At 58.6% G+C, this 20,375-nt stretch carries 24 protein-coding genes and 1 tRNA gene; 22 read left to right on the top strand and 3 right to left on the bottom strand.

What is annotated here, in order from left to right; translation table 11 throughout:
- Window positions 1-19: 19 nt before the first annotated feature.
- Window positions 20-937, bottom strand: a complete 918-nt coding sequence (locus HU743_RS09050; protein ID WP_186648174.1) for a putative 2-dehydropantoate 2-reductase — start codon at window positions 935-937, stop codon at window positions 20-22.
- Window positions 938-1,077: 140 nt separating this feature from the next.
- On the opposite strand from HU743_RS09050, the gene HU743_RS09045 reads away from it, so the two are divergent.
- Both HU743_RS09045 and HU743_RS09040 read left to right on the top strand, forming a co-directional pair.
- Window positions 1,078-1,563 carry a YajQ family cyclic di-GMP-binding protein gene (locus HU743_RS09045; protein ID WP_008080210.1) on the top strand — a complete coding sequence of 162 codons (486 nt, stop codon included), beginning with the start codon at window positions 1,078-1,080 and terminating at the stop codon, window positions 1,561-1,563.
- A 149-nt stretch (window positions 1,564-1,712) separates the two neighbouring features.
- The gene (locus tag HU743_RS09040) at window positions 1,713-2,555 is read left to right on the top strand and encodes a mechanosensitive ion channel domain-containing protein (protein WP_186550542.1); all 843 of its coding nucleotides are present in this window, start codon (window positions 1,713-1,715) and stop codon (window positions 2,553-2,555) included.
- A gap of 117 nt (window positions 2,556-2,672) precedes the next feature.
- Here the strand turns inward: HU743_RS09040 and HU743_RS09035 are convergent, their stop codons facing one another.
- Window positions 2,673-4,016 carry an OprD family porin gene (locus HU743_RS09035; RefSeq protein WP_186621558.1) on the bottom strand — a complete coding sequence of 448 codons (1,344 nt, stop codon included), beginning with the start codon at window positions 4,014-4,016 and terminating at the stop codon, window positions 2,673-2,675.
- 890 nt (window positions 4,017-4,906) lie between these two features.
- Here HU743_RS09035 and HU743_RS09030 point away from each other — a divergent pair.
- Window positions 4,907-5,332 (top strand): HIT domain-containing protein, encoded by a 426-nt coding sequence (locus HU743_RS09030; RefSeq protein ID WP_186621560.1) that lies wholly within the window; start codon window positions 4,907-4,909, stop codon window positions 5,330-5,332.
- A gap of 3 nt (window positions 5,333-5,335) precedes the next feature.
- Window positions 5,336-5,542: a SlyX family protein gene (locus HU743_RS09025; RefSeq protein ID WP_186648173.1), complete on the top strand. Its 207-nt coding sequence runs from the start codon at window positions 5,336-5,338 to the stop codon at window positions 5,540-5,542.
- Between the two features lie 65 nt (window positions 5,543-5,607).
- Here the strand turns inward: HU743_RS09025 and HU743_RS27345 are convergent, their stop codons facing one another.
- Window positions 5,608-6,210, bottom strand: a complete 603-nt coding sequence (locus HU743_RS27345; protein WP_186550550.1) for a cold-shock protein — start codon at window positions 6,208-6,210, stop codon at window positions 5,608-5,610.
- Between the two features lie 311 nt (window positions 6,211-6,521).
- On the opposite strand from HU743_RS27345, the gene HU743_RS09015 reads away from it, so the two are divergent.
- The 18 genes from HU743_RS09015 (at window position 6,522) to HU743_RS08930 (ending at window position 20,240) form a co-directional block, all read left to right on the top strand.
- Window positions 6,522-6,992 carry a Dps family protein gene (locus tag HU743_RS09015; protein WP_007951212.1) on the top strand — a complete coding sequence of 157 codons (471 nt, stop codon included), beginning with the start codon at window positions 6,522-6,524 and terminating at the stop codon, window positions 6,990-6,992.
- A 183-nt stretch (window positions 6,993-7,175) separates the two neighbouring features.
- Complete coding sequence (locus HU743_RS09010; protein ID WP_186648172.1) at window positions 7,176-7,514, top strand: ribbon-helix-helix domain-containing protein; 339 nt, start codon at window positions 7,176-7,178, stop codon at window positions 7,512-7,514.
- Window positions 7,515-7,644: 130 nt separating this feature from the next.
- A complete protein-coding gene (locus HU743_RS09005) occupies window positions 7,645-7,866 on the top strand; it encodes a zinc ribbon domain-containing protein (protein ID WP_016773499.1) in 222 nt (73 codons plus the stop codon).
- A 99-nt stretch (window positions 7,867-7,965) separates the two neighbouring features.
- Entirely contained in the window at window positions 7,966-9,741 is a 1,776-nt protein-coding gene (gene aspS / locus HU743_RS09000; protein WP_186550554.1) for an aspartate--tRNA ligase, read from the top strand.
- A gap of 119 nt (window positions 9,742-9,860) precedes the next feature.
- Window positions 9,861-10,607, top strand: coding sequence for a YebC/PmpR family DNA-binding transcriptional regulator (locus HU743_RS08995; protein WP_186648171.1), 747 nt, complete (start codon window positions 9,861-9,863; stop codon window positions 10,605-10,607).
- A gap of 154 nt (window positions 10,608-10,761) precedes the next feature.
- Window positions 10,762-11,289 (top strand): crossover junction endodeoxyribonuclease RuvC, encoded by a 528-nt coding sequence (ruvC, locus tag HU743_RS08990; protein WP_016773501.1) that lies wholly within the window; start codon window positions 10,762-10,764, stop codon window positions 11,287-11,289.
- A gap of 114 nt (window positions 11,290-11,403) precedes the next feature.
- Window positions 11,404-12,012, top strand: a complete 609-nt coding sequence (ruvA, locus tag HU743_RS08985; protein ID WP_186550556.1) for a Holliday junction branch migration protein RuvA — start codon at window positions 11,404-11,406, stop codon at window positions 12,010-12,012.
- Complete coding sequence (gene ruvB, locus HU743_RS08980; RefSeq protein WP_186648170.1) at window positions 12,013-13,074, top strand: Holliday junction branch migration DNA helicase RuvB; 1,062 nt, start codon at window positions 12,013-12,015, stop codon at window positions 13,072-13,074.
- A 127-nt stretch (window positions 13,075-13,201) separates the two neighbouring features.
- Window positions 13,202-13,669 carry a tol-pal system-associated acyl-CoA thioesterase gene (gene ybgC / locus HU743_RS08975; protein WP_186550560.1) on the top strand — a complete coding sequence of 156 codons (468 nt, stop codon included), beginning with the start codon at window positions 13,202-13,204 and terminating at the stop codon, window positions 13,667-13,669.
- A complete protein-coding gene (tolQ, locus tag HU743_RS08970) occupies window positions 13,659-14,354 on the top strand; it encodes a protein TolQ (protein ID WP_008080223.1) in 696 nt (231 codons plus the stop codon). The genes ybgC and tolQ overlap by 11 nt, the downstream gene beginning before the upstream one ends.
- 23 nt (window positions 14,355-14,377) lie before the next feature.
- Entirely contained in the window at window positions 14,378-14,830 is a 453-nt protein-coding gene (tolR, locus tag HU743_RS08965) for a protein TolR (protein WP_160767866.1), read from the top strand.
- Window positions 14,830-15,906 (top strand): cell envelope integrity protein TolA, encoded by a 1,077-nt coding sequence (tolA, locus tag HU743_RS08960; protein ID WP_186621568.1) that lies wholly within the window; start codon window positions 14,830-14,832, stop codon window positions 15,904-15,906. The genes tolR and tolA overlap by 1 nt, the downstream gene beginning before the upstream one ends.
- Window positions 15,907-15,923: 17 nt before the next feature.
- Window positions 15,924-17,204: a Tol-Pal system beta propeller repeat protein TolB gene (tolB, locus tag HU743_RS08955; RefSeq protein ID WP_186648213.1), complete on the top strand. Its 1,281-nt coding sequence runs from the start codon at window positions 15,924-15,926 to the stop codon at window positions 17,202-17,204.
- Between the two features lie 52 nt (window positions 17,205-17,256).
- Complete coding sequence (gene pal / locus HU743_RS08950; RefSeq protein ID WP_003178634.1) at window positions 17,257-17,754, top strand: peptidoglycan-associated lipoprotein Pal; 498 nt, start codon at window positions 17,257-17,259, stop codon at window positions 17,752-17,754.
- A 6-nt stretch (window positions 17,755-17,760) separates the two neighbouring features.
- A complete protein-coding gene (gene ybgF, locus HU743_RS08945; protein ID WP_186550564.1) occupies window positions 17,761-18,594 on the top strand; it encodes a tol-pal system protein YbgF in 834 nt (277 codons plus the stop codon).
- Between the two features lie 166 nt (window positions 18,595-18,760).
- Window positions 18,761-19,408, top strand: coding sequence for a 7-carboxy-7-deazaguanine synthase QueE (gene queE, locus HU743_RS08940; RefSeq protein WP_186648169.1), 648 nt, complete (start codon window positions 18,761-18,763; stop codon window positions 19,406-19,408).
- 1 nt (window position 19,409) lies between these two features.
- Window positions 19,410-20,102 carry a 7-cyano-7-deazaguanine synthase QueC gene (gene queC, locus HU743_RS08935; RefSeq protein ID WP_125925576.1) on the top strand — a complete coding sequence of 231 codons (693 nt, stop codon included), beginning with the start codon at window positions 19,410-19,412 and terminating at the stop codon, window positions 20,100-20,102.
- A 62-nt stretch (window positions 20,103-20,164) separates the two neighbouring features.
- Window positions 20,165-20,240 (top strand) — tRNA-Lys (locus HU743_RS08930).
- Window positions 20,241-20,375: the final 135 nt, after the last annotated feature.

Here is a 20,375-nt window from a genome sequence, read left to right as displayed (position 1 = left end):
TCGCCAGCGTAGCCGCTGCTCAGTCGCTGGGCAATCCACGGCTGCGCAGATGACTGATCAGGCGCTGCTGCAATTGGCTGAGGTGCGGCAGGTTCATCTGATGACGCGCGGCGACTGTGCAGGCGTGCCCCAACAGATAGCTGATTTCGGTGCGACGGCGGTTGGCAACGTCCTGGTACATCGAGGAGTAATTGGCCGCCGTGGCATGGATCACCCGTTCAACTTCCTGTTGCAGATTGTCGGCTGCTGCCGGCTGGCCGCAGCGCTCGAGCAACTCGGCAAGCTCACCGCACAGCGTGGCGACTTCGCACTGGTGCTGTTGCAGCCCGCCGTTGCGGCAGTCGTGCAGTACGGTCAGTGGATTGATTGCACAATTGAGCGCCAGTTTGCGCCACAACCGCGTGAGGATGTCGGTGCTCCATTCGTGGGGAATCTTCGCTGCGTCGAGATCGTCCAGCCAGACCGGCGCGACGGGATGCCCGGCATCGCCCAGCCAGGTGAAGCCATGGCCGGCGAACACCACGCGCCAGTCGCCATCGCGAAACGCGCCTTCGGTACTCGAGGCGCTGATGCAGCGCGCCAAGGGGACTCGTGCAGCCACGGCGTCCTGGCTGCCGAGGCCATTCTGCAAGAGGATCAGTTCGGCATCGGGTGCCAGGCGCGGCGCAAGCCGGGCAACGGCCTCTTCAGCGTCGTAGGCCTTGCATGCGACCAGCAGGCGGCGAATCGGTGCGGGGTTGTCCACGGTTTCGCCGGGAACTGCATAGGTGCTGGCTTGTCCGTTTTCTAACAGGGTCAGTCCGCCTGCGGCTTCATAGCTGCGCAGGCGCATCGGGTCACGCAGGATCAGCCTCACCGGCAATCCCGTACGGGCCAGTCGTGTCGCCCAAAGTGTGCCGAGGCTGCCGGCGCCGAGAACATGCCAGGGAGTCGACATCAGTTTTTTGCTCGATTGCGTACAGGCATGTGCGGCTCGCCGTATGGGTAGGAAAAGTCCCGTTATAATGAGCCCGATTTTAACCGCAAGCCAAGCGCGCTCCGCCCCCATCGAGCGCGCCTTTTTATTGGAGAGATTACATGCCGTCGTTCGACGTGGTATCCGAACTGGACAAACACGAACTCACCAACGCGGTCGAGAACGCCGTGAAGGAACTCGATCGTCGTTATGACCTGAAAGGCAAGGGCAGCTTCGAGTTCAAGGAAAAGGACCTGACCGTCAGCCTGACCGCCGAAGCCGGCTTCCAGCTCGAAGCGATGATCGAAATCCTCAAGCTGGCGCTGGTCAAGCGCAAGATCGACGTGCAGTGCCTTGAGGTCAAGGACGCTTACGCTTCCGGCAAACTGATGAAGCAGGACGCCATCCTCAAGGAAGGCATCGACAAAGAGCTGGCGAAGAAGATTGTCGGCCACATCAAAGATGCCAAGCTCAAGGTCCAGGCCGCCATTCAGGGCGAGCAGGTCCGGGTGACCGGCAAGAAGCGTGACGATTTGCAGGAAGCCATCGCGGCCCTGCGTGCCAAGGAATTCGGCATGCCGCTGCAGTTCAACAATTTCCGCGACTAAGCTTGGTTTGTGACTGTGTGGGAGCGAGCTTGCTCGCGAATGCAATGTGTCAGTCAATTCTTGTTGAATGACACAGCGTTTTCGCGAGCAGGCTTGCTCCCATATTATTTTGTGTATCCCCCGGGAAGGGGAAAATCAGGAGATGGAACATGGACTTGAATGCTGAAGTGGACAACCTGGTCAAGGCATCCCAGGCGTGGATCCCGATGATCATGGAATACGGCAGCCGCGTGCTGCTGGCGGTGATTACCCTGGCGATCGGCTGGTGGCTGATCAACAAGGTCACGCAAAAGCTCGGCGGCCTGCTGGCCCTGCGCAATGCCGACCTGGCGCTGCAAGGCTTTATCAGCAGCCTGGCGAACATCATTCTCAAGGTGCTGCTGATTGTCAGCGTCGCCTCGATGATCGGCGTGGAAACCACCTCGTTCGTTGCCGCCATCGGTGCTGCCGGTCTCGCCATTGGTCTGGCGCTGCAAGGCAGCCTGGCGAATTTCGCCGGCGGCGTGCTGATTTTGTTGTTCCGTCCGTTCCGTATCGGCGACTGGATTGAAGCCCAGGGCGTGGCGGGCACCGTCGACAGCATTCAGATTTTCCATACGGTGCTGCGTACCGGCGACAACAAGACCATCATCCTGCCCAACGGCAACCTGTCGAACGGTATTATCACCAATACCAACCGTCAGCCTACCCGCAAGGTTGTGTTCGATGTCGGTGTCGATTACGAGGCGGATCTGCAGAAGGCCCGGCAGGTGCTGCTGGACCTGGCCAAAGACGAGCGCGTGCTGCAGGACCCTGAGCCACAAGCGGTGATTTCGACACTGGGCGACAGTTCGATCACAGTTTCCCTGCGTGTGTGGGTTAAAACTGCCGATTACTGGGATGTGATGTTCATGTTCAATGAACTATCGCGCGATCGTTTGAAGGCTGCAGGAATTGATATTCCTTTTCCGCAGCGCGTTATTCGTGTCATGCAGGAACCGGCAACTAAATGATAGGTTGCTAATTAACTGCCTGACCTGGCAGTCAATGCAGGTGAACGTAGCAACAATAAAAAAGGCCCATCCTGAGATGGGCCTTTTTATTTGTTATCGCAAACTAACTGGATGCGATTACAACAGCGACAGCGGGTAGTCGACGATCAGACGGAACTCTTTGATGTCGCCTTCGCCCTGGTCAGCGTTAGCCTGGTGCCATGCTTGACGAATGCGGAAGGACAAGTCTTTTGCCGGGCCAGACTGAACAACGTACTTGGCTTCCAGGTTGGTTTCGTTGTGCTTGCCGTCTTCGCCATACAGTGGTGCGCCAGTCCGGGTGCGATACTGGCTGTTGTCGGCGAGGCCGGTGCCATCGATATCCCAACCTTTAACGTAGCGGGTCATGAAGCTCAGACCTGGAACGCCGTACTCGGCCATCTTGATGTCATAACGGATCTGAGCGGATTTCTCGTTCGGGCCGTTGAAGTCAGAGTACTGGATGGAGTTGGCGAGGAAGATCGAGTCGCCACCACGGTTGTTTTTGCCGACGCCGATGTAGTCGAACGGCGTGTCACCGTTGACCTTCTGGAAGGCTACGGTGATGGTGTGCGCTTTCAGGAACGAAAGGGCGGTGGCCAGGGAGAACGTGGTGTTGCTGATGTCGCCGGCTTTCGCATCACCGGTATCGCTGGTGCGGTAGATGTTGAAGTCAGTGTTCAACGACGTGTCACCACTGAACGGAGTCGTCAGGTTGACGTTGGCGTAGTACTGGTTCCAGACGTCCTCCAGTTTCGCGCCGTAGAGCGAAGCGCTCAGGTTTTCGGTGATGCCGTATTTACCACCGAAATAGTCGATGGTGTTGGCTTCAACGCCAGCGTAGTTGGCGTACAGGCCACCTTCGCGGGAGTTACGGTCCTGGCTGGTACCGGAGTAGAAGTGACCGGCTTCCAGATCAAGATCCTTGATCTCGCTGCTCTGCAGCTGGAAGCCGCTGGCAGTTTGCGGCAGGATTCGGGAGCCACCAACAGCGAACACAGGAGCGGTGCTCGGCTGCATGTCACCGACTTTCAGCTCGGTTTTCGATACGCGGAACTTGACGGCAGCGCCGGCTTTGCCCTGGCTGTCGTTGACGTGGCCATCGGCGTCGCGGCTCATGTTGCCGGTGCCACCGGTGCCATCGCCACCGTCGAGTTTGATTGCCAGGTAGCCGAAGGCATCAATGCCCACGCCTACGGTGCCTTGGGTATAACCAGAGCTGAAGTTACCCCAGATACCCTGGGTCCAGTCTTTCTGGTCGTCACCGCCATCTTTGTTGTTGCGGTTGAAGTAATAGTTGCGGATCAACAGATCGGCTTTGGCGTCTTCAACGAAGCCTTTGGCTTCAGACTGATCACTTACAAACGGGGCGGCCGTAGCCAACTGAGAACTGGCGGCTGCTGCAACTGCCAGTGCGATCATGCTCCACTTCATCACGCGCATCGTGATTTGCTCCTTTGGTTTTTAGAAGAGTACTGCCGTCCCACCTGTTTTATTATCTGGGCGGCTCTTTCTTTTTGTGTCGGCGCAAACTTATATCACGCCGACAATGTTGGCGATACTTGCGAAACCAACCTTTCAGCTTCTTTACGCGGTTGTCGCAAAGGAAGCGGTGGATGTCGCAAATTCACAGTACCGATGCAGCCGGACTGACAACTTTATCGCTGTTTCTGGGCCTTTTTGCATCGGTAAAAAAGAGTCCCTGGCAAAACACTTGAATCTCCATCGGGCAACCCTGCCACTGTTCTTATGGGACCTGGGCGACCGCTTCCAGCAGTGCGCTTATAGTCCATACGGTTATGAATGCAACAAGCGTGCACAAACCGCAAAACCGCTGCGGTTATTTTTCTGCGTTGCGCCCGCATATGTGAAAACCTTGTGAAAACGGGGCCTCTGGCCTGTTTTTGTCGTGGGCTTGACGGCGTTCCCACAATGGTGTTGCAGCGCACCAAAGGCGCGCATGACAACCAAAAACGTTACCGGTTCACCCCGCAGTGAGTATTTGGCGGATGCCCGACCCAGTGAGCGTAGACGTGATGTGCGGTTTTGGTGCAAAAAAATCACAGCTGACTCTGAGTTAATCTGGCGGAGAAGGATCCAGGGTGGCGCGCCTCAAGGATTTCCGTCCTGTTTCTCAAGTCCAGACTTAAGGTAAGGCTCGTGTTGGTGCGCTGCTGAGATAAATGTTTCATGTCGGGGCATCGGCGATTTGAGGGTGCGGTTGAGGTGAAGGTCGCTGCGTTCGCAGGTATGCTGCCGTTCAGTCGCTTGGTGCGCCGCTTCTTGGGAGCGACCGCTAAGCTGAGTTAAAGGATCAGCCGGGAGTACACACTGTGTTTGCTTTAGATTCACGACTTCAACAGGACACGCTGGTCATCGGCGATTTCCCGCTCTGCCGGCTGTTGTTGTCCAACGACTCGAACTACCCGTGGTTCATCCTGGTGCCTCGTCGCGACGATATCAGTGAGTTGTTTCAGTTGGATGTCGCTGACCAGCAGCAGCTTTGGCAGGAGACCACCGCGCTGGCCGAACTGCTGAAGGATTCGTTCGACGCCGACAAGCTGAACGTCGCGACGTTGGGTAACGTTGTCAGTCAGTTACATATGCATGTCATCGTGCGCAAGCGGGACGATGCCGCTTGGCCGGCGCCGGTCTGGGGCAGGCATCCGGCCAAACCGTACAGCGCAGAACAGGTAGCGGCCATTCGCGAACGCCTGCGTCTGGTGCTGACCGAAGAATTCACTTTTGTGGAGGGCTGAGTCATGAGCCTGGAACAACGCGTTACCGATCTGGAAAGCCGCATGGCCTTTCAGGACGACACCATTCAGGCATTGAACGATGTGCTGGTGGCCCAGCAGCGAGTGGTTGAGCGTCTGCAGTTGCAGATACAAGCGCTGCTCAAGCGTCAGGAGGAAATGGTCGGGCAGTTCGGTGCTTTTGAAGAAGACGCGCCGCCGCCGCATTATTGATCCATTCGGCAGGCATAAAAAAACCGCGAACAGCCAGACTGCTCGCGGTTTTTTTTTGCTTTGGATCAGCGGCGCGGCAAGGCGGCGATGACGTCCTCGGCTTGCAGGCCTTTGTCGCGGTTCATCACCGAGAACTCGACGCGCTGGCCTTCAACCAGAACGCGGTGGCCTTCGCCACGGATGGCGCGAAAGTGCACGAAAATATCATCACCGGAATCCCGGGAGATAAACCCGAAACCCTTCGAGGTGTTGAACCACTTCACGGTGCCGGTATCGCGGTTGCTCATGTCGTAATGGGTCGGCGCGGCCGCCGGCGACGACTTGTAGAAGCTGACGGCCAGGTGCAGCACCACGGCAACCACGGCGATCAACAGGCTGAACAACACCGCAGGCTGGCCGGCGATGACGGGCATCGGCGCGATCAGGGTCAGGGTTTGCAGGACGACGGTCAGTACCAGCAGCGCGCTGACCAGGTTTTGCAGATGCTGGCGCGGGCCTTTGTTCCAGTAAGGAATCACTGGGGCAATGACCAGGTTCAGCAGGCCGAAAAAGGCCAGGTAAAGTGCATCGGGTTGTTGCAGGTAAGGAACGGCTTCGGATTTCAGGCTGGGTATGAACGACAGCAGCAAGGCTGCTGCGCCCATTAGCAGGTGGACGATTTTCAACATTTTGATTGGCTCACGTTATGACGGCTCACAAGGAAGAGCTGAAGGCGCACGGTTCGCTTCGGAACAAAATAAGAGGCGGTGGACACGTTCACGGCATCAGCCTATGCGCAACACCCCGGAAAATGGGGCATGGCGACACACTGCCTATTTAACAGCAAAGCCTGCGGCTACTCAAATCAGCCCGGCCAATGGCACGCTGTCGGTCGATTTGTCGCAGCCTGTTTGCCGTTTGGGGTCGGCAGGCTGCCGGCAGTCTTGCTAGAGTGGGTCTGCACCTGTTGGATGAATTCAATCGCCTTTAGGGGGTAAACATGGCAATCGATATCGGTATCAGTGAAGAAGATCGCAAGTCCATCGTCGAAGGGCTGTCACGCCTGCTGTCGGACACTTACGTGCTGTACCTGAAAACCCATAACTTCCACTGGAACGTCACCGGTCCGATGTTCCGCACCCTGCACTTGATGTTCGAGGAGCAATACAACGAACTGGCGCTGGCGGTGGACTCGATCGCCGAGCGTATCCGCGCGCTGGGCTTCCCGGCACCGGGCGCCTATGCCACCTACGCCCGTCTTTCTTCCATCAAGGAAGAGGAGGGCGTACCGAGCGCCGAGGACATGATCAAGCAATTGGTTGAAGGTCAGGAAGCGGTGACTCGCACCGCGCGGGGCATCTTCCCGCTGCTCGACAAGGTCAGCGACGAGCCGACCGCTGACCTGCTGACCCAGCGCATGCAGGTGCACGAGAAGACCGCGTGGATGCTGCGCGCACTGCTGGAAGCGTAAGCCGGGCGCGCGGGCCATCAGGTTCATGGCTCGCGCGCTGTCCGCAATCTTACCTGTGTCGTCGGCTTATCCTACGGTGACGGTCAATTAGTCGTCTGGATATAACTTTGTGTCTGCGCTTTTATGAAAGCCACAGGATGTGACTTTTCAAACAAGCAGAGATGGCAAAGGAGTGTCAGCGATATGGTAGAAGGAGACAGGCGAGGCGACAGGATTGTCGGCTTGCCACATGAATTGAAAGTCGATCCGTTCATCCACGCATTCGACATGGCATTGATTCAGCCATTGTCCCGATCCGTGCGGCTGAACGGTTATGCGACCTGCCTGCGGCTGGAGCAGGTTTACTGGAACATCCTCGGTAGCATGGCCGCAGACAATTGCTGTTCGATCAGCTCGCTGCTGTCCCACGTCGACCGTGAGGTGCATCTGCGCCATGGCGGGGTGAAGAATTTCAGCGCGCTGGTGCGGGTGGTGTGTGTCATGAATGGCGTCCGGCAAGCGACGCCGACCGATTCGCCCTGAGCGACGGTTGCAAACGAGGCCGCCGCCTGTGCAGTCTTACGGCTGCACAGGCGGCATTTAATCGATATAATCCCGCCCTTTCGCCGCAAAGCCCCGCGCGCGGCGGCAACCTGATCGCCGAGACACCTCCATGCCGATGTACGATTACCAATGTGCTTCCTGTGGTCATCAGTTGGAAGCCATCCAAAAGATCAGTGACGCACCGCTGGTCGACTGCCCGGCCTGCCAGGCGCCCGAACTGAAGAAGCAGCTGTCCATGCCGGGTTTTCGCCTCAGCGGCAACGGTTGGTACGAGACCGATTTCAAGACCGGAGCCAAGAAGAACCTGGCCGGTGGCGACAAAGCTGACTAGGGTTCAATCCCTGGACGAACGACACGCGTGAGTTTCCGCACCGCCTCAGTGCGCCGGAATCTCCACCGAATATCGAATGACGAGAAGCGAACCATTATCATGATGCGCAGCCACTATTGCGGCCAACTGAACGAAAGCCTGGACGGCCAGGAAATTACCCTTTGCGGATGGGTTCACCGTCGCCGCGACCACGGCGGGGTGATTTTCCTCGATATCCGTGATCGTGATGGTCTGGCCCAGGTGGTATTCGATCCGGATCGCGCCGAGAGCTTCGCCGCTGCCGATCGCGTGCGCAGTGAGTACGTCGTGAAAATCACCGGCAAGGTGCGCCTGCGTCCGGCCGGCGCCACCAACGCCAACATGGCCTCGGGCATGATCGAAGTGCTGGGTTATGAACTGGAAGTGTTGAACGAGTCGGAAACCCCGCCGTTCCCGCTCAACGAATACTCCGACGTCGGCGAAGAAACCCGTCTGCGTTATCGCTTCCTCGACCTGCGTCGTCCGGAAATGGCCGAGAAGCTGCGCCTGCGTTCGCGCATGACCACCAGCATTCGTCGCTTCCTCGACGAGAACGGCTTCCTCGACGTCGAAACGCCGATCCTGACCCGTGCCACCCCTGAAGGTGCGCGTGACTATCTGGTGCCGAGCCGCACCCACGCCGGTTCGTTCTTCGCCCTGCCGCAATCGCCGCAATTGTTCAAGCAACTGTTGATGGTGGCCGGTTTCGACCGTTACTACCAGATCGCCAAGTGCTTCCGCGACGAAGACCTGCGTGCTGACCGTCAGCCGGAATTCACCCAGATCGACATCGAGACCAGCTTCCTCGATGAAAAAGAGATCATGGGCCTGACCGAACAAATGATCCGCAACCTGTTCAAGGAAGTGCTGGGTCTGGAGTTCGGTGAATTCCCGCACATGACCTTCGAAGAAGCCATGCGCCGCTACGGTTCGGACAAGCCGGATCTGCGTATCCCGCTGGAACTGGTTGACGTTGCCGACCAGTTGAAAGAAGTCGACTTCAAAGTATTCAGCGGTCCGGCCAACGACCCGAAATGCCGTATCGCCGCACTGCGCGTTCCTGGCGGGGCGAGCATGCCGCGCAAGCAGATCGACGATTACACCAAGTTCGTCGGCATCTACGGTGCCAAGGGCCTGGCGTACATCAAGGTCAACGAGCGCGCGGCCGGTGTTGAGGGTCTGCAATCGCCGATCGTGAAAAACATCCCTGAAGACAAGCTCAACGTGATCCTCGATCGTGTTGGCGCAGTCGATGGCGACATCGTGTTCTTCGGTGCCGACAAGGCCAAGATCGTCAGCGAAGCCCTGGGCGCGCTGCGCATCAAGCTCGGCCACGACCTCAAGCTGCTGACCTGCGAGTGGGCGCCAATGTGGGTCGTCGACTTCCCGATGTTCGAAGAGAACGACGACGGCAGCTTCTCCGCACTGCACCACCCGTTCACCGCGCCGAAGTGCTCGCCGCAAGAACTCGAAGCCAACCCGGCCGGCGCGCTGTCCCGCGCGTACGACATGGTGTTGAACGGTACTGAGCTGGGCGGCGGTTCGATCCGTATCCACCGCAAGGAAATGCAGCAAGCGGTATTCCGTCTGCTTGGCATCAATGAAGCGGAACAGGAAGAGAAATTCGGCTTCCTGCTCGACGCTCTGAAATACGGTGCACCGCCGCACGGTGGTCTGGCCTTCGGTCTGGACCGTCTGGTGATGCTGATGACCGGTGCCCAGTCGATCCGCGAAGTGATCGCCTTCCCGAAAACCCAGAGTGCTGCCGACGTGATGACGCAAGCACCGGGCGTGGTGGACGCCAAGGCATTGCGCGAGCTGCACATTCGTTTGCGCGAAACGCCAAAGGCTGAGTAAGACGGGCCTGAAGGCGCATCTTCGGATGCGCCTTTTTTCTTTCTCAGGTCGAGATTTTTTAATTGCTAGCCCTGCACAAGCTGGGCGGGCAAGGTTTCAAAGAGAATTCGGAGCGAGTTATGGCAGGTCATTCCAAGTGGGCAAACATCAAGCACCGCAAAGAACGTCAGGATGCCAAGAGGGGCAAGATCTTCACCAAGTGGATCCGTGAACTGACCGTTGCGGCCCGGCAGGGCGGCGGCGATCCGGGTTCCAACCCGCGTTTGCGTCTGGCCCTGGACAAGGCGCTGAGCGCCAACATGAGCCGTGACATCATCGACCGCGCCGTGGCGCGCGGTGCCGGTGCCACCGAGGCCGACAACGTCGAAGAGCTGACCTACGAAGGTTACGGCCCGGGCGGCGTGGCGGTGATGGTCGAGTGCATGACCGACAACCGCAACCGTACCGCCGCCGCGGTGCGCCACGCTTTCAGCAAGTGTGGCGGAAACCTGGGCACTGACGGTTCGGTGGCGTATCTGTTCGAGCGCAAGGGTCAGATCAGCTTTGCGCCAGGCGTCGACGAAGACGCGCTGACCGAAGCGGCGCTGGAAGCTGATGCCGATGATGTCGTCGTTCACGAAGACGGTTCGATCGACGTGTTCACCTCCTTCACCAGCTTCTATGCGGTGCGTAACGCACTGGAAGCCGCTGGATTCAAAGGTGATGACGCGGAAATCGTCATGCAGCCGACCACCAGCGCCGAACTGGATCTGGAAGGTGCGGAGAAAGTGCTCAAGCTGATCGACATGCTTGAAGACCTGGATGACGTGCAGAACGTTTATTCCAACGCGGATATCCCCGAAGACGTGGCCGCCCAGCTCGGCTGATTAGCGACTAGTCTTCCTGTGGGAGCGAGCCTGCTCGCGAAAGCGGTGTGTCATTCAGCACCTGTATCTGCTGACATACCGCCTTCGCGAGCAGGCTCGCTCCCACATTTGTAATGGGTGTCAGGTAAATCGTTTTTATGAATCTGCAGGCGTTATGACTCTAATTCTTGGTATCGACCCCGGTTCGCGCATCACCGGTTACGGGATCGTTCGCGATACCGGGCGGGGCGGCTGCATCTACGTGGCCTCGGGCTGTATTCGCACCGGGTCCGGCGAGCTGCATGAGCGTCTGCAAATCGTCTATCGCGGCGTGCGCGAGATCATCAAGACCTATGGCCCGGTGACCATGGGCATCGAAAAGGTCTTTATGGCGAAGAACGCCGACTCGGCGCTTAAGCTGGGTCAGGCGCGCGGCGCAGCGATTGTTGCCGGCGCAGAAGAATGCCTGGAAATCGCCGAGTACACCGCCACGCAGGTCAAGCAGGCTGTGGTCGGCACCGGTGCTGCCAATAAAGAGCAGGTGCAAATGATGGTCATGCACATGCTCAAACTGACCAGCAAACCGCAAATCGATGCCTCGGATGCCCTCGCTATTGCCATTTGTCACGCCCACACCCGCTCCAGTCTGTTGCCGCACGGCTTGGGAACCGCACGCAGTCGTGGCGGGCGCCTGCGTCTCTGATAGCATCAGCATCAATTTTCCTGAAAGTGGCTTTACGATGCCTGTGTTGTCGGCGCGCAAGCCCTATTCAATCGTCGCCAGCCCACGGCTGGCCAGCGCTCAAGGATTCAAAACGTGATTGGACGCTTGCGCGGCACCCTGGCTGAGAAACAGCCGCCGCACCTGATTCTGGATGTAAACGGCCTTGGCTATGAGCTGGAAGTGCCCATGACCACCCTTTATCGTCTGCCGTCGGTCGGTGAACCGCTGACCCTGCACACCCACTTGGTCGTACGCGAAGACGCGCAGTTGCTCTATGGCTTTGCCGGCAAGCGTGAGCGAGACTTTTTCCGTGAGTTGATCCGTCTCAATGGGGTCGGGCCGAAACTGGCGCTGGCGCTGATGTCGAGCCTGGAAGTCGATGAGCTGATTCGTTGCGTGCAGTCCCAGGATACGTCGGCATTGACCAAGGTGCCGGGCGTCGGCAAGAAGACCGCCGAGCGTCTGTTGGTCGAGCTCAAGGATCGCTTCAAGGCCTGGGAAACCTCGCCGGCGATGTTTGCGCTGGTGCCGAATCAGCCGGACGGCCCGGCGCCGGTCAATACCGCCGAGAACGATGCGGTCAGCGCACTGATTTCCCTGGGCTATAAGCCGCAGGAAGCGAGCAAGGCGATTTCCGCGATCAAAGAGAAAAACCTGAGCAGTGAAGACATGATCCGCCGCGCCCTGAAGGGAATGATTTAAGTGATTGAAGCTGATCGTCTGATTGCCGCCGCGCACAGCCCGCGCGAACGCGAAGAAGTCCAGGACCGGGCGATTCGTCCGGTCAGCCTGGCCGATTACATTGGCCAGCCGACCGTGCGCGAGCAGATGGAGCTGTTCATCCAGGCCGCTCGCGGCCGTAGCGAATCGTTGGATCACACGCTGATCTTTGGTCCGCCGGGGCTGGGCAAAACGACCCTGGCCAATATCATCGCGCAGGAAATGGGCGTGTCGATCAAGAGCACCTCGGGGCCGGTGCTTGAGCGTCCGGGTGATCTGGCGGCATTGCTGACCAACCTTGAGCCGCACGACGTGTTGTTCATCGACGAAATCCATCGTCTGTCGCCGATCGTGGAAGAAGTGCTGTACCCGGCGATGGAAGACTTTCAGCTCGACATCATGATCGGCGAAGGGCCGGCAGCACGCTCGATCAAACTGGATCTGCCACCGTTCACCCTGGTCGGCGCGACCACCCGCGCCGGCATGCTGACCAACCCGCTGCGTGACCGTTTCGGTATCGTCCAGCGCCTTGAGTTCTACAGCACGGCGGATCTGGCGACGATTGTCAGTCGTTCGGCGGCCATTCTTGGTTTGCCGCTCGATCCGGAGGGGGCGTTCGAGATCGCTCGTCGCGCCCGGGGTACGCCACGGATCGCCAACCGCCTGCTGCGTCGAGTGCGCGACTTCGCTGAAGTCCGCGCCAAGGGCCACATCACCAAAGCGGTGGCGGACCTGGCGTTGAACCTGCTGGATGTCGATGAACACGGTTTCGATCATCAGGACCGGCGTCTGCTGCTGACCATGATCGAGAAGTTCGATGGCGGGCCGGTCGGGATCGACAGTCTTGCCGCCGCGATCAGCGAAGAGCGCCATACCATTGAAGACGTGCTGGAACCGTATCTGATTCAACAGGGCTATATCATGCGCACGCCGCGGGGCAGGGTGGTGACGCGGCATGCCTATCTGCATTTCGGTTTAAACATTCCGTCACGAATGGGCGAAATGCCCGTGGCAGACGAGTTTCTTGATGCCGTGGACGACTGATACACATTTGCTGTCGATTTATTCAGGGTTTGTACTGTCAGACGACGGTACTTTTACGGTAAAGCCTCGAATCAATGAAAAACAGTTGCCTGGCCGGATTGGCAACCTGAGGAGTAAGCACTAGAGTATGCGCGCGCAAAACGGGCTTGGGCCGTTCGCACATCGTTGTCGCGTTTATTACGAAGACACCGATGCGGGCGGCATCGTGTATTACGTTAATTACCTCAAGTTTATGGAACGGGCTCGAACCGAGCGGCTCCGCGAACTGGGCTTTGCCCAATCGCAGCTTGCCGGAGAGGACCTGTTGTTCGTCGTGCACTCCAGCGAAGCGCGCTACCACGCGCCGGCGCGACTGGACGACGAACTGCTGGTAAGCGCTGATGTAACCGAATTGAACCGTGCCAGCCTGCGCTTCAAACAGCAGGTCAGGCGGGCCACGGATAATGTGCTGCTCTGTGAAGGGCAGTTTTTGGTGGCCTGCGTGCGCACCGACAGTTTGAAACCCCGGGCCCTTCCCGAAGACCTGCGTGCGGCCTTCGCCGACGCGGTCGGCCCGGGTACACACTCAAAGCAGGAGATAAAGCGTGGAAGCTAACGTCGTCGACCATTCCTCCATGTGGAGCCTGGTCAGCAATGCCAGCATCGTGGTGCAGTTGGTAATGTTGACTCTGGTGGCCGCATCGGTGACCTCATGGATCATGATCTTTCAGCGCAGCAACTTGCTGCGTGCCGGTCGACGCGCCCTGGAGAGCTTCGAGGAGCGCTTCTGGTCGGGTATCGACCTGTCCAAGCTGTACCGTCAGGCGGGCAGCAACCCGGATCCGGATTCGGGCGTCGAGCAGATCTTTCGTGCCGGTTTCAAGGAATTCTCCCGCCTGCGTCAGCAGCCAGGGGTCGATCCTGAAGCGGTGATGGAAGGTGTGGCCCGTGCCATGCGCGTGGCTATCTCCCGTGAAGAAGAGAAGCTCGAGCAGAGCCTGCCATTCCTCGCCACTGTCGGTTCGGTCAGCCCGTACATCGGCCTGTTCGGTACCGTATGGGGCATCATGAACTCCTTCCGCGGCCTGGCCAGTGCCCAGCAAGCGACCCTGGCCACCGTGGCCCCGGGTATCGCCGAAGCCCTGATCGCCACCGCGATCGGCCTGTTCGCCGCGATCCCGGCGGTCATCGCTTACAACCGTTTTGCTGCCCGCAGCGAAACCTTGCTGGGCCGTTACTACACCTTCGCCGATGAATTCCAGGCGATCCTGCACCGCAAAGTGCACACCAGCGAAGAATAAGCAGGTATTTCCCCATGGCTTTAATCGCTCGAGCTCGCAAAAAGCGCAAGCCGGTCGCCGAGATGAACGTGGTGCCTTACATCGACGTGATGTTGGTGCTGCTGGTCATCTTCATGGTGACCGCGCCGATGCTCAATCAGGGCGTGAAAGTTGATCTGCCCAAGGTTTCCAGCGAAGCCTTGCCGCAGGACAACAACACTCAGGTCCTGACCATTTCGATCAAGGCTGACAAGACCTATTACTGGAACCTTGGCAGCGAAGTCGACACCGAGAAGCAACAGGACAGGGCCATGACCCTGCCGCAAATGACGGACGCGGTGACCAAGATCATTCGCGCCGGCACCGAGGGCGGCAAACGTACCCAGGTGTTCATTCGTGGCGACAAGACCGTCGACTACGGCGCCGTCATGGGTGCCATGGGCGGGCTGCAGAAAGCCGGGGTCGGTAACGTTGGTCTGATTACCGAGGCCCCCTGATGCAGCAACAGCGAGAGCCGTCCGCCTCGGAAAGCTACTTCTGGCCTAGTGTTCTGGCAATTGTCCTGCACGTGCTGGTGTTCGGCATGCTGTTCGTCAGCTTTGCCTTCACGCCGGAACTGCCGCCGGCCAAGCCGATCGTCCAGGCGACTCTGTACCAGCTGAAATCAAAAAGTCAGGCGACCACCCAGACCAATCAGAAGATTGCGGGTGAGGCGAAGAAATCCGCCGCGCGCCAGACCGAAGTCGAACAGATGGAACAGAAAAAGATCGAGCAGGAAGCGGTGAAGGCGGCGGAACAAAAGAAAGAGGAGGCGGCTCAAAAGGCCGAGGAAGCCAAGAAGGCCGACGAGGCGAAAAAAGCGGACGAAGCGAAAAAGGCTGATGAAGCCAAGAAAGCCGACGACGCGAAGAAAGCCGAGGCCAAAAAGGCTGAAGAGAAACAATTGGCTGATATAGCCAAGAAGAAAGCCGAAGACGAAGCGAAGAAGGCTGCCGAGGAAGAGGCCAAGAAAGCCGCTGCCGAAGAAGCCAAGAAGAAGATCGTCGAAGACGCGAAGAAGAAAGCCGCCGAAGACGCCAAGAAGAAAGCTGAAGCTGACGAGGCGAAGAAGAAAGTCGCCGAGGACGCGAAGAAGAAAGCGGCTGCCGATGCTGCGAAGAAGAAAGCGCAGGAAGCGGCACGTAAATCCGCCGAAGACAAAAAGGCTCAGGCCCTGGCAGATTTGCTTTCCGATACGCCGCAGCGCCAGCAGGCCCTGGCCGATGAGCAGGGCGACGAAGTCGCGGGCAGTTTCGATGACCTGATTCGGGCACGAGCGGCAGAAGGGTGGGCGCGTCCTCCTTCGGCACGCAAAGGCATGACGGTCGTGCTGCAAATCGGCATGTTGCCGGACGGCACGGTGACCTCGGTCAGCGTGGCCAAATCCAGTGGCGACGGTCCGTTCGATGCTTCGGCAGTGGCGGCGGTCAAGAATATTGGACGTTTGACAGAAATGCAGGGAATGAAGCCGAGCGATTTCGCTCCGTATCGTTCGTTCAAGATGACATTCACACCTGAGGATTTAGCCTTGTGAGAAACCTTCTTCGAGGAATGCTGGTCGTGATCTGCTGCATGGCAGGGATCGCGATGGCGGATGAAAAGAACATTCTGGTCACCAGCGGCAGCGATCGGGCCACCCCGATCGCCGTTGTACCGTTCGGCTTCCAGGGCGGTGCCGTCCTGCCGGACGACATGGCTGAGATCATTGGCAACGACCTGCGCAACTCGGGCTACTACTCGCCGATTCCAAAGCAGAACATGATCAGCCAGCCAAGCCAGCCGAGCGAAATCATCTTTCGTGACTGGAAGGCTGTCGGTGCGCAATACATGATGATCGGCAGCATTGTTCCAGCGGGCGGTCGCCTGCAGGTGCAGTGGGCACTGTTCAACGTGGCTACCGAACAGAAAGTGGCCGATGGCAGCGTTTCCGGTACCACCGAACAGCTGCGCGACATGGCGCATTACATCTCCGATCAGTCGTTTGAAAAGCTCACCGGTATCAAAGGCGCGTTTTCGACCCGCCTGCTGTACGTGACGGCCGAGCGGTTCTCCGAGAAGAACACCCGCTATACCCTGCAGCGTTCGGACTATGACGGTGCCCGCGCCGTGACCCTGCTGCAATCGCGCGAGCCGATCCTGTCGCCGCGTTTCGCACCGGATGGCAAGCGTATCGCCTACGTGTCGTTCGAGCAGAAGCGCCCACGTATCTTCATGCAGAACATTGATACCGGTCGCCGTGAGCAGATCACCAACTTCGAAGGCCTGAACGGTGCGCCAGCCTGGTCGCCGGACGGCAATCGCCTGGCGTTCGTGCTGTCCAAGGACGGTAACCCGGACATCTACGTGATGAACCTCGGTTCGCGTCAGATCACCCGCGTGACCGCAGGTCCTGGCATCAACACCGAACCGTACTGGGGCAAGGATGGCTCGACCATCTATTTCACCTCCGACCGTGGCGGCAAGCCGCAGATCTACAAAACCAGCGCCAGTGGCGGTGGTGCCGAGCGTGTGACGTTCGTAGGCAACTACAACGCCAACCCTAAACTCTCGGCCGATGAAAAGACTTTGGTGATGATCCACCGTCAGGATGGCTTCACCAATTTCAAGGTGGCAGCTCAGGATCTGCAGCGAGGCAGTGTAAAGATCCTCACTGATAGCACTCTGGACGAGTCACCTACTGTTGCGCCCAACGGCACCATGGTAATCTACGCCACCCGCCAGCAGGGCCGGGGAGTCTTGATGCTCGTGTCCATTAATGGACGCGTGAGGCTCCCGCTTCCTACCGCTCAAGGCGAAGTCAGAGAACCGTCCTGGTCCCCTTACCTGAACTGACGCGGCGCTACACGTTTTACTTAACACACTGGGGTTCATTAGGAGTTTCACGATGGAAATGCTGAAGTTTGGTAAATTTGCTGCGCTGGCTCTGGCCATGGCTGTAGCTGTAGGTTGCTCGTCCAAAGGCGGCGACAACGCCGGTGAAGGCGCTGTTGATCCAAACGCTGGTTACGGCGCAAACACTGGTGCCGTTGACGGTTCCCTGAGCGAAGAAGCTGCTCTGCGCGCAATCACCACCTTCTACTTCGAATACGACAGCTCGGACCTGAAGCCAGAAGCCATGCGCGCTCTGGACGTTCACGCCAAAGACCTGAAAGCAAACGGCGCTCGCGTTGTTCTGGAAGGCAACACCGACGAACGTGGTACTCGTGAGTACAACATGGCACTGGGCGAGCGTCGTGCGAAAGCCGTTCAGCGCTACCTGGTACTGCAAGGCGTTTCCCCAGCTCAGCTGGAACTGGTTTCCTACGGCGAAGAGCGTCCAGTTGCTACCGGCAACGACGAGCAGTCCTGGGCCCAGAACCGTCGCGTCGAACTGCGTAAGTAATTCGATATGCGAACGTGCCGTCGTGCTGTAACTGTTCTGGCTCTCAGTCTCGCGCCGCTTGCGGCGTGGGCTGCGGTTCCTGTGGTCGATGACAACTCCGGTTATAACAATAGCGGGAGCAGTTATCCGCCTGCGGGTTACGGTACGAACGGCGCCTATGCCGGGGGAGCGGCTTCGGCCCCTGCCTCGGCACAAGGCATGCTGTTCAACCAATTGCAACAGATGCAGGATCAGATCTCGCGCCAGCAAGGCGTGATTGAAGAACTGCAGAATCAGGTTGCGCGCATGAAGCAGGAATCCCTGGAGCGATACCAGGATCTTGATCGGCGCATAGGATCCGGCGTTGCACCAGCCGCGACTCCAGAGAATTCTTCTACCGGTGGCGATGCAAGTGCTGCTGCCGGTGCTGCTGCAGGAGCCGGGGCGGCTGCCCAGGCGCCGGCAGCGAGTAGCGAACCGGCTGATCCGGCCAAGGAAAAGCTGTATTACGATGCCGCTTTCGACCTGATCAAGGCCAAGGATTTCGACAAGGCCAGCCAGGCTTTCGCCGCGTTCCTGCGCAAATACCCGAACAGCCAGTACGCGGGCAACGCCCAATACTGGTTGGGCGAAGTGAACCTGGCCAAAGGCGATCTGCAAGGCGCCGGTCAGGCTTTTGCCAAGGTTTCGCAGCTCTATCCCAAGCACAACAAAGTGCCGGACTCGCTGTACAAGCTGGCTGATGTCGAGCGCCGCCTCGGTCATACCGACAAGGTCAAAGGCATTTTGCAGCAGGTGGTCGCCCAGTATCCGGGCACTTCCGCCGCGCAGCTGGCCCAACGCGATCTGCAGCGCATGTAAGGCTGTTTGACCCTTCACGAAGAAACCCGCGCTTGTCGCGGGTTTTTTCGTTAGAATTCACGCCCTTTTTCTGAAACACGCTTCTGGCGGTCTACGCGTTGGCGGGATTGCCTGAAGTGCCTGACGGAGGCGGACAGCCTGTTTAGCTGTTACGCCCGTGGCGACTATGCAAGACACATTGAGAATCACCGAAGTTTTCTACTCGTTGCAGGGGGAAACGCGGACTGCTGGGCTGCCCACGGTTTTCGTGCGCCTGACTGGTTGCCCTTTGCGTTGCCAATACTGCGACAGCGCCTATGCGTTCAGCGGCGGCACCGTTCGCAACCTCGACGACATCCTTGAACAAGTGGCCGGGTTTCGTCCGCGCTACGTTTGCGTCACCGGCGGTGAGCCGCTGGCGCAGCCGAACGCCATTCCATTGCTCAAGCAGTTGTGTGATGCCGGTTACGAGGTCTCGCTGGAAACCAGTGGCGCCCTCGACGTTTCGGCGGTCGATCCGCGCGTCAGTCGTGTGGTCGATCTGAAGACGCCGGGCTCCAAAGAAGCCCATCGCAACCGTTACGAAAATATCGAACTGCTGACCCGCAACGATCAGGTGAAGTTTGTCATTTGCTCGCGGGAAGACTATGACTGGGCCGTCTCCAAGCTGATTCAGTACGGTCTCGACCAACGTGCCGGCGAAGTCCTGTTCTCGCCAAGTCACCATGATCTCAACGCACGGGATCTGGCGGACTGGGTGGTGGCGGACAACCTGCCAGTACGCCTGCAATTGCAGTTGCACAAATATCTTTGGAATGACGAGCCGGGGCGCTGACATGACTGAACAACTGAACACCACCGAAAAACGCGCGGTCATCCTGCTGTCCGGCGGCCTCGACTCGGCCACCGTGGTAGCGATGGCCCGCGCTGAAGGCTACGCCTGCTACACCATGAGCTTCGATTACGGCCAGCGTTCCCACGCCGAACTGCACGCTGCCGCTCGGGTGGCGCGCGATCTGGGTGTGGTCGAGCACAAGGTGATCGGCCTCAATCTCAACGGCATGGGTGGCTCAGCCCTGACCGACACCAGTATCGACATTCCCGAAGAGCTGGGCGAGGGCATTCCGGTGACCTACGTGCCGGCGCGCAACACGGTATTCCTGTCTCTGGCGCTGGGCTGGGCAGAAGTCCTCGGCGCTCGCGACATCTTCATTGGCGTGAACGCGGTCGATTATTCCGGCTACCCGGATTGCCGCCCCGAGTTCATCGAGTCGTTCGAGCGCATGGCCAATCTGGCGACCAAGGCTGGTGTGGAAGGCAATGGCTTCCGCATTCAGGCGCCTTTGCAGAACCTGAGCAAGGCGCAGATTGTCCAGGCCGGCGTGAAGCTCGGCGTGGATTATGGCCTGACCGTTTCCTGCTATCAGGCCGACGATGACGGCCGCGCGTGCGGCAAATGCGACAGCTGCCGCTTGCGTGCAGAAGGCTTTGCAGCGGCGGGTGTGAGCGATCCAACCCCTTATTTTTGATTTTTTTCAAAAAGGTGTTGAATAGTCCTTAAAAATCAGTATTATACGCGCCACCACACAGCGGGTCGTTAGCTCAGTTGGTAGAGCAGTTGGCTTTTAACCAATTGGTCGTAGGTTCGAATCCCACACGACCCACCATATTTGGCGGTTTAGAAAATCCGGAAGGCCCACGAAAGTGAGGATTTCCGGGTTTTTTTTTGCCTGCATTTCAGACGCCCTTCGTTTCAGCGCCACCCGGCCTGACACAGATCAGAATCATCTTTTGTATCAACG

The sequence above is a fragment of the Pseudomonas sp. SWRI99 genome, from assembly GCF_014270125.1.
GTDB lineage: Bacteria > Pseudomonadota > Gammaproteobacteria > Pseudomonadales > Pseudomonadaceae > Aquipseudomonas > Aquipseudomonas hamedanensis.
The sequence above is the reverse complement of the archived record's forward strand: the minus strand, read 5'-3'. Positions and strand labels throughout refer to the sequence as shown.

What these genes read in the sequence shown, in the direction of transcription:
- HU743_RS09050 (WP_186648174.1), bottom strand. Translation starts at nt 937, where the DNA reads ATGTCGACTCCCTGGCATGTTCTCGGCGCCGGCAGCCTCGGCACACTT.
- HU743_RS09045 (WP_008080210.1), top strand. Translation starts at nt 1,078, where the DNA reads ATGCCGTCGTTCGACGTGGTATCCGAACTGGACAAACACGAACTCACC.
- HU743_RS09040 (WP_186550542.1), top strand. Translation starts at nt 1,713, where the DNA reads ATGGACTTGAATGCTGAAGTGGACAACCTGGTCAAGGCATCCCAGGCG.
- HU743_RS09035 (WP_186621558.1), bottom strand. Translation starts at nt 4,016, where the DNA reads ATGCGCGTGATGAAGTGGAGCATGATCGCACTGGCAGTTGCAGCAGCC.
- HU743_RS09025 (WP_186648173.1), top strand. Translation starts at nt 5,336, where the DNA reads ATGAGCCTGGAACAACGCGTTACCGATCTGGAAAGCCGCATGGCCTTT.
- HU743_RS27345 (WP_186550550.1), bottom strand. Translation starts at nt 6,210, where the DNA reads ATGTTGAAAATCGTCCACCTGCTAATGGGCGCAGCAGCCTTGCTGCTG.
- HU743_RS09015 (WP_007951212.1), top strand. Translation starts at nt 6,522, where the DNA reads ATGGCAATCGATATCGGTATCAGTGAAGAAGATCGCAAGTCCATCGTC.
- HU743_RS09010 (WP_186648172.1), top strand. Translation starts at nt 7,176, where the DNA reads ATGGTAGAAGGAGACAGGCGAGGCGACAGGATTGTCGGCTTGCCACAT.
- HU743_RS09005 (WP_016773499.1), top strand. Translation starts at nt 7,645, where the DNA reads ATGCCGATGTACGATTACCAATGTGCTTCCTGTGGTCATCAGTTGGAA.
- aspS (WP_186550554.1), top strand. Translation starts at nt 7,966, where the DNA reads ATGATGCGCAGCCACTATTGCGGCCAACTGAACGAAAGCCTGGACGGC.
- HU743_RS08995 (WP_186648171.1), top strand. Translation starts at nt 9,861, where the DNA reads ATGGCAGGTCATTCCAAGTGGGCAAACATCAAGCACCGCAAAGAACGT.
- ruvC (WP_016773501.1), top strand. Translation starts at nt 10,762, where the DNA reads ATGACTCTAATTCTTGGTATCGACCCCGGTTCGCGCATCACCGGTTAC.
- ybgC (WP_186550560.1), top strand. Translation starts at nt 13,202, where the DNA reads ATGCGCGCGCAAAACGGGCTTGGGCCGTTCGCACATCGTTGTCGCGTT.
- tolA (WP_186621568.1), top strand. Translation starts at nt 14,830, where the DNA reads ATGCAGCAACAGCGAGAGCCGTCCGCCTCGGAAAGCTACTTCTGGCCT.
- tolB (WP_186648213.1), top strand. Translation starts at nt 15,924, where the DNA reads ATGCTGGTCGTGATCTGCTGCATGGCAGGGATCGCGATGGCGGATGAA.
- pal (WP_003178634.1), top strand. Translation starts at nt 17,257, where the DNA reads ATGGAAATGCTGAAGTTTGGTAAATTTGCTGCGCTGGCTCTGGCCATG.
- ybgF (WP_186550564.1), top strand. Translation starts at nt 17,761, where the DNA reads ATGCGAACGTGCCGTCGTGCTGTAACTGTTCTGGCTCTCAGTCTCGCG.
- queE (WP_186648169.1), top strand. Translation starts at nt 18,761, where the DNA reads ATGCAAGACACATTGAGAATCACCGAAGTTTTCTACTCGTTGCAGGGG.
- queC (WP_125925576.1), top strand. Translation starts at nt 19,410, where the DNA reads ATGACTGAACAACTGAACACCACCGAAAAACGCGCGGTCATCCTGCTG.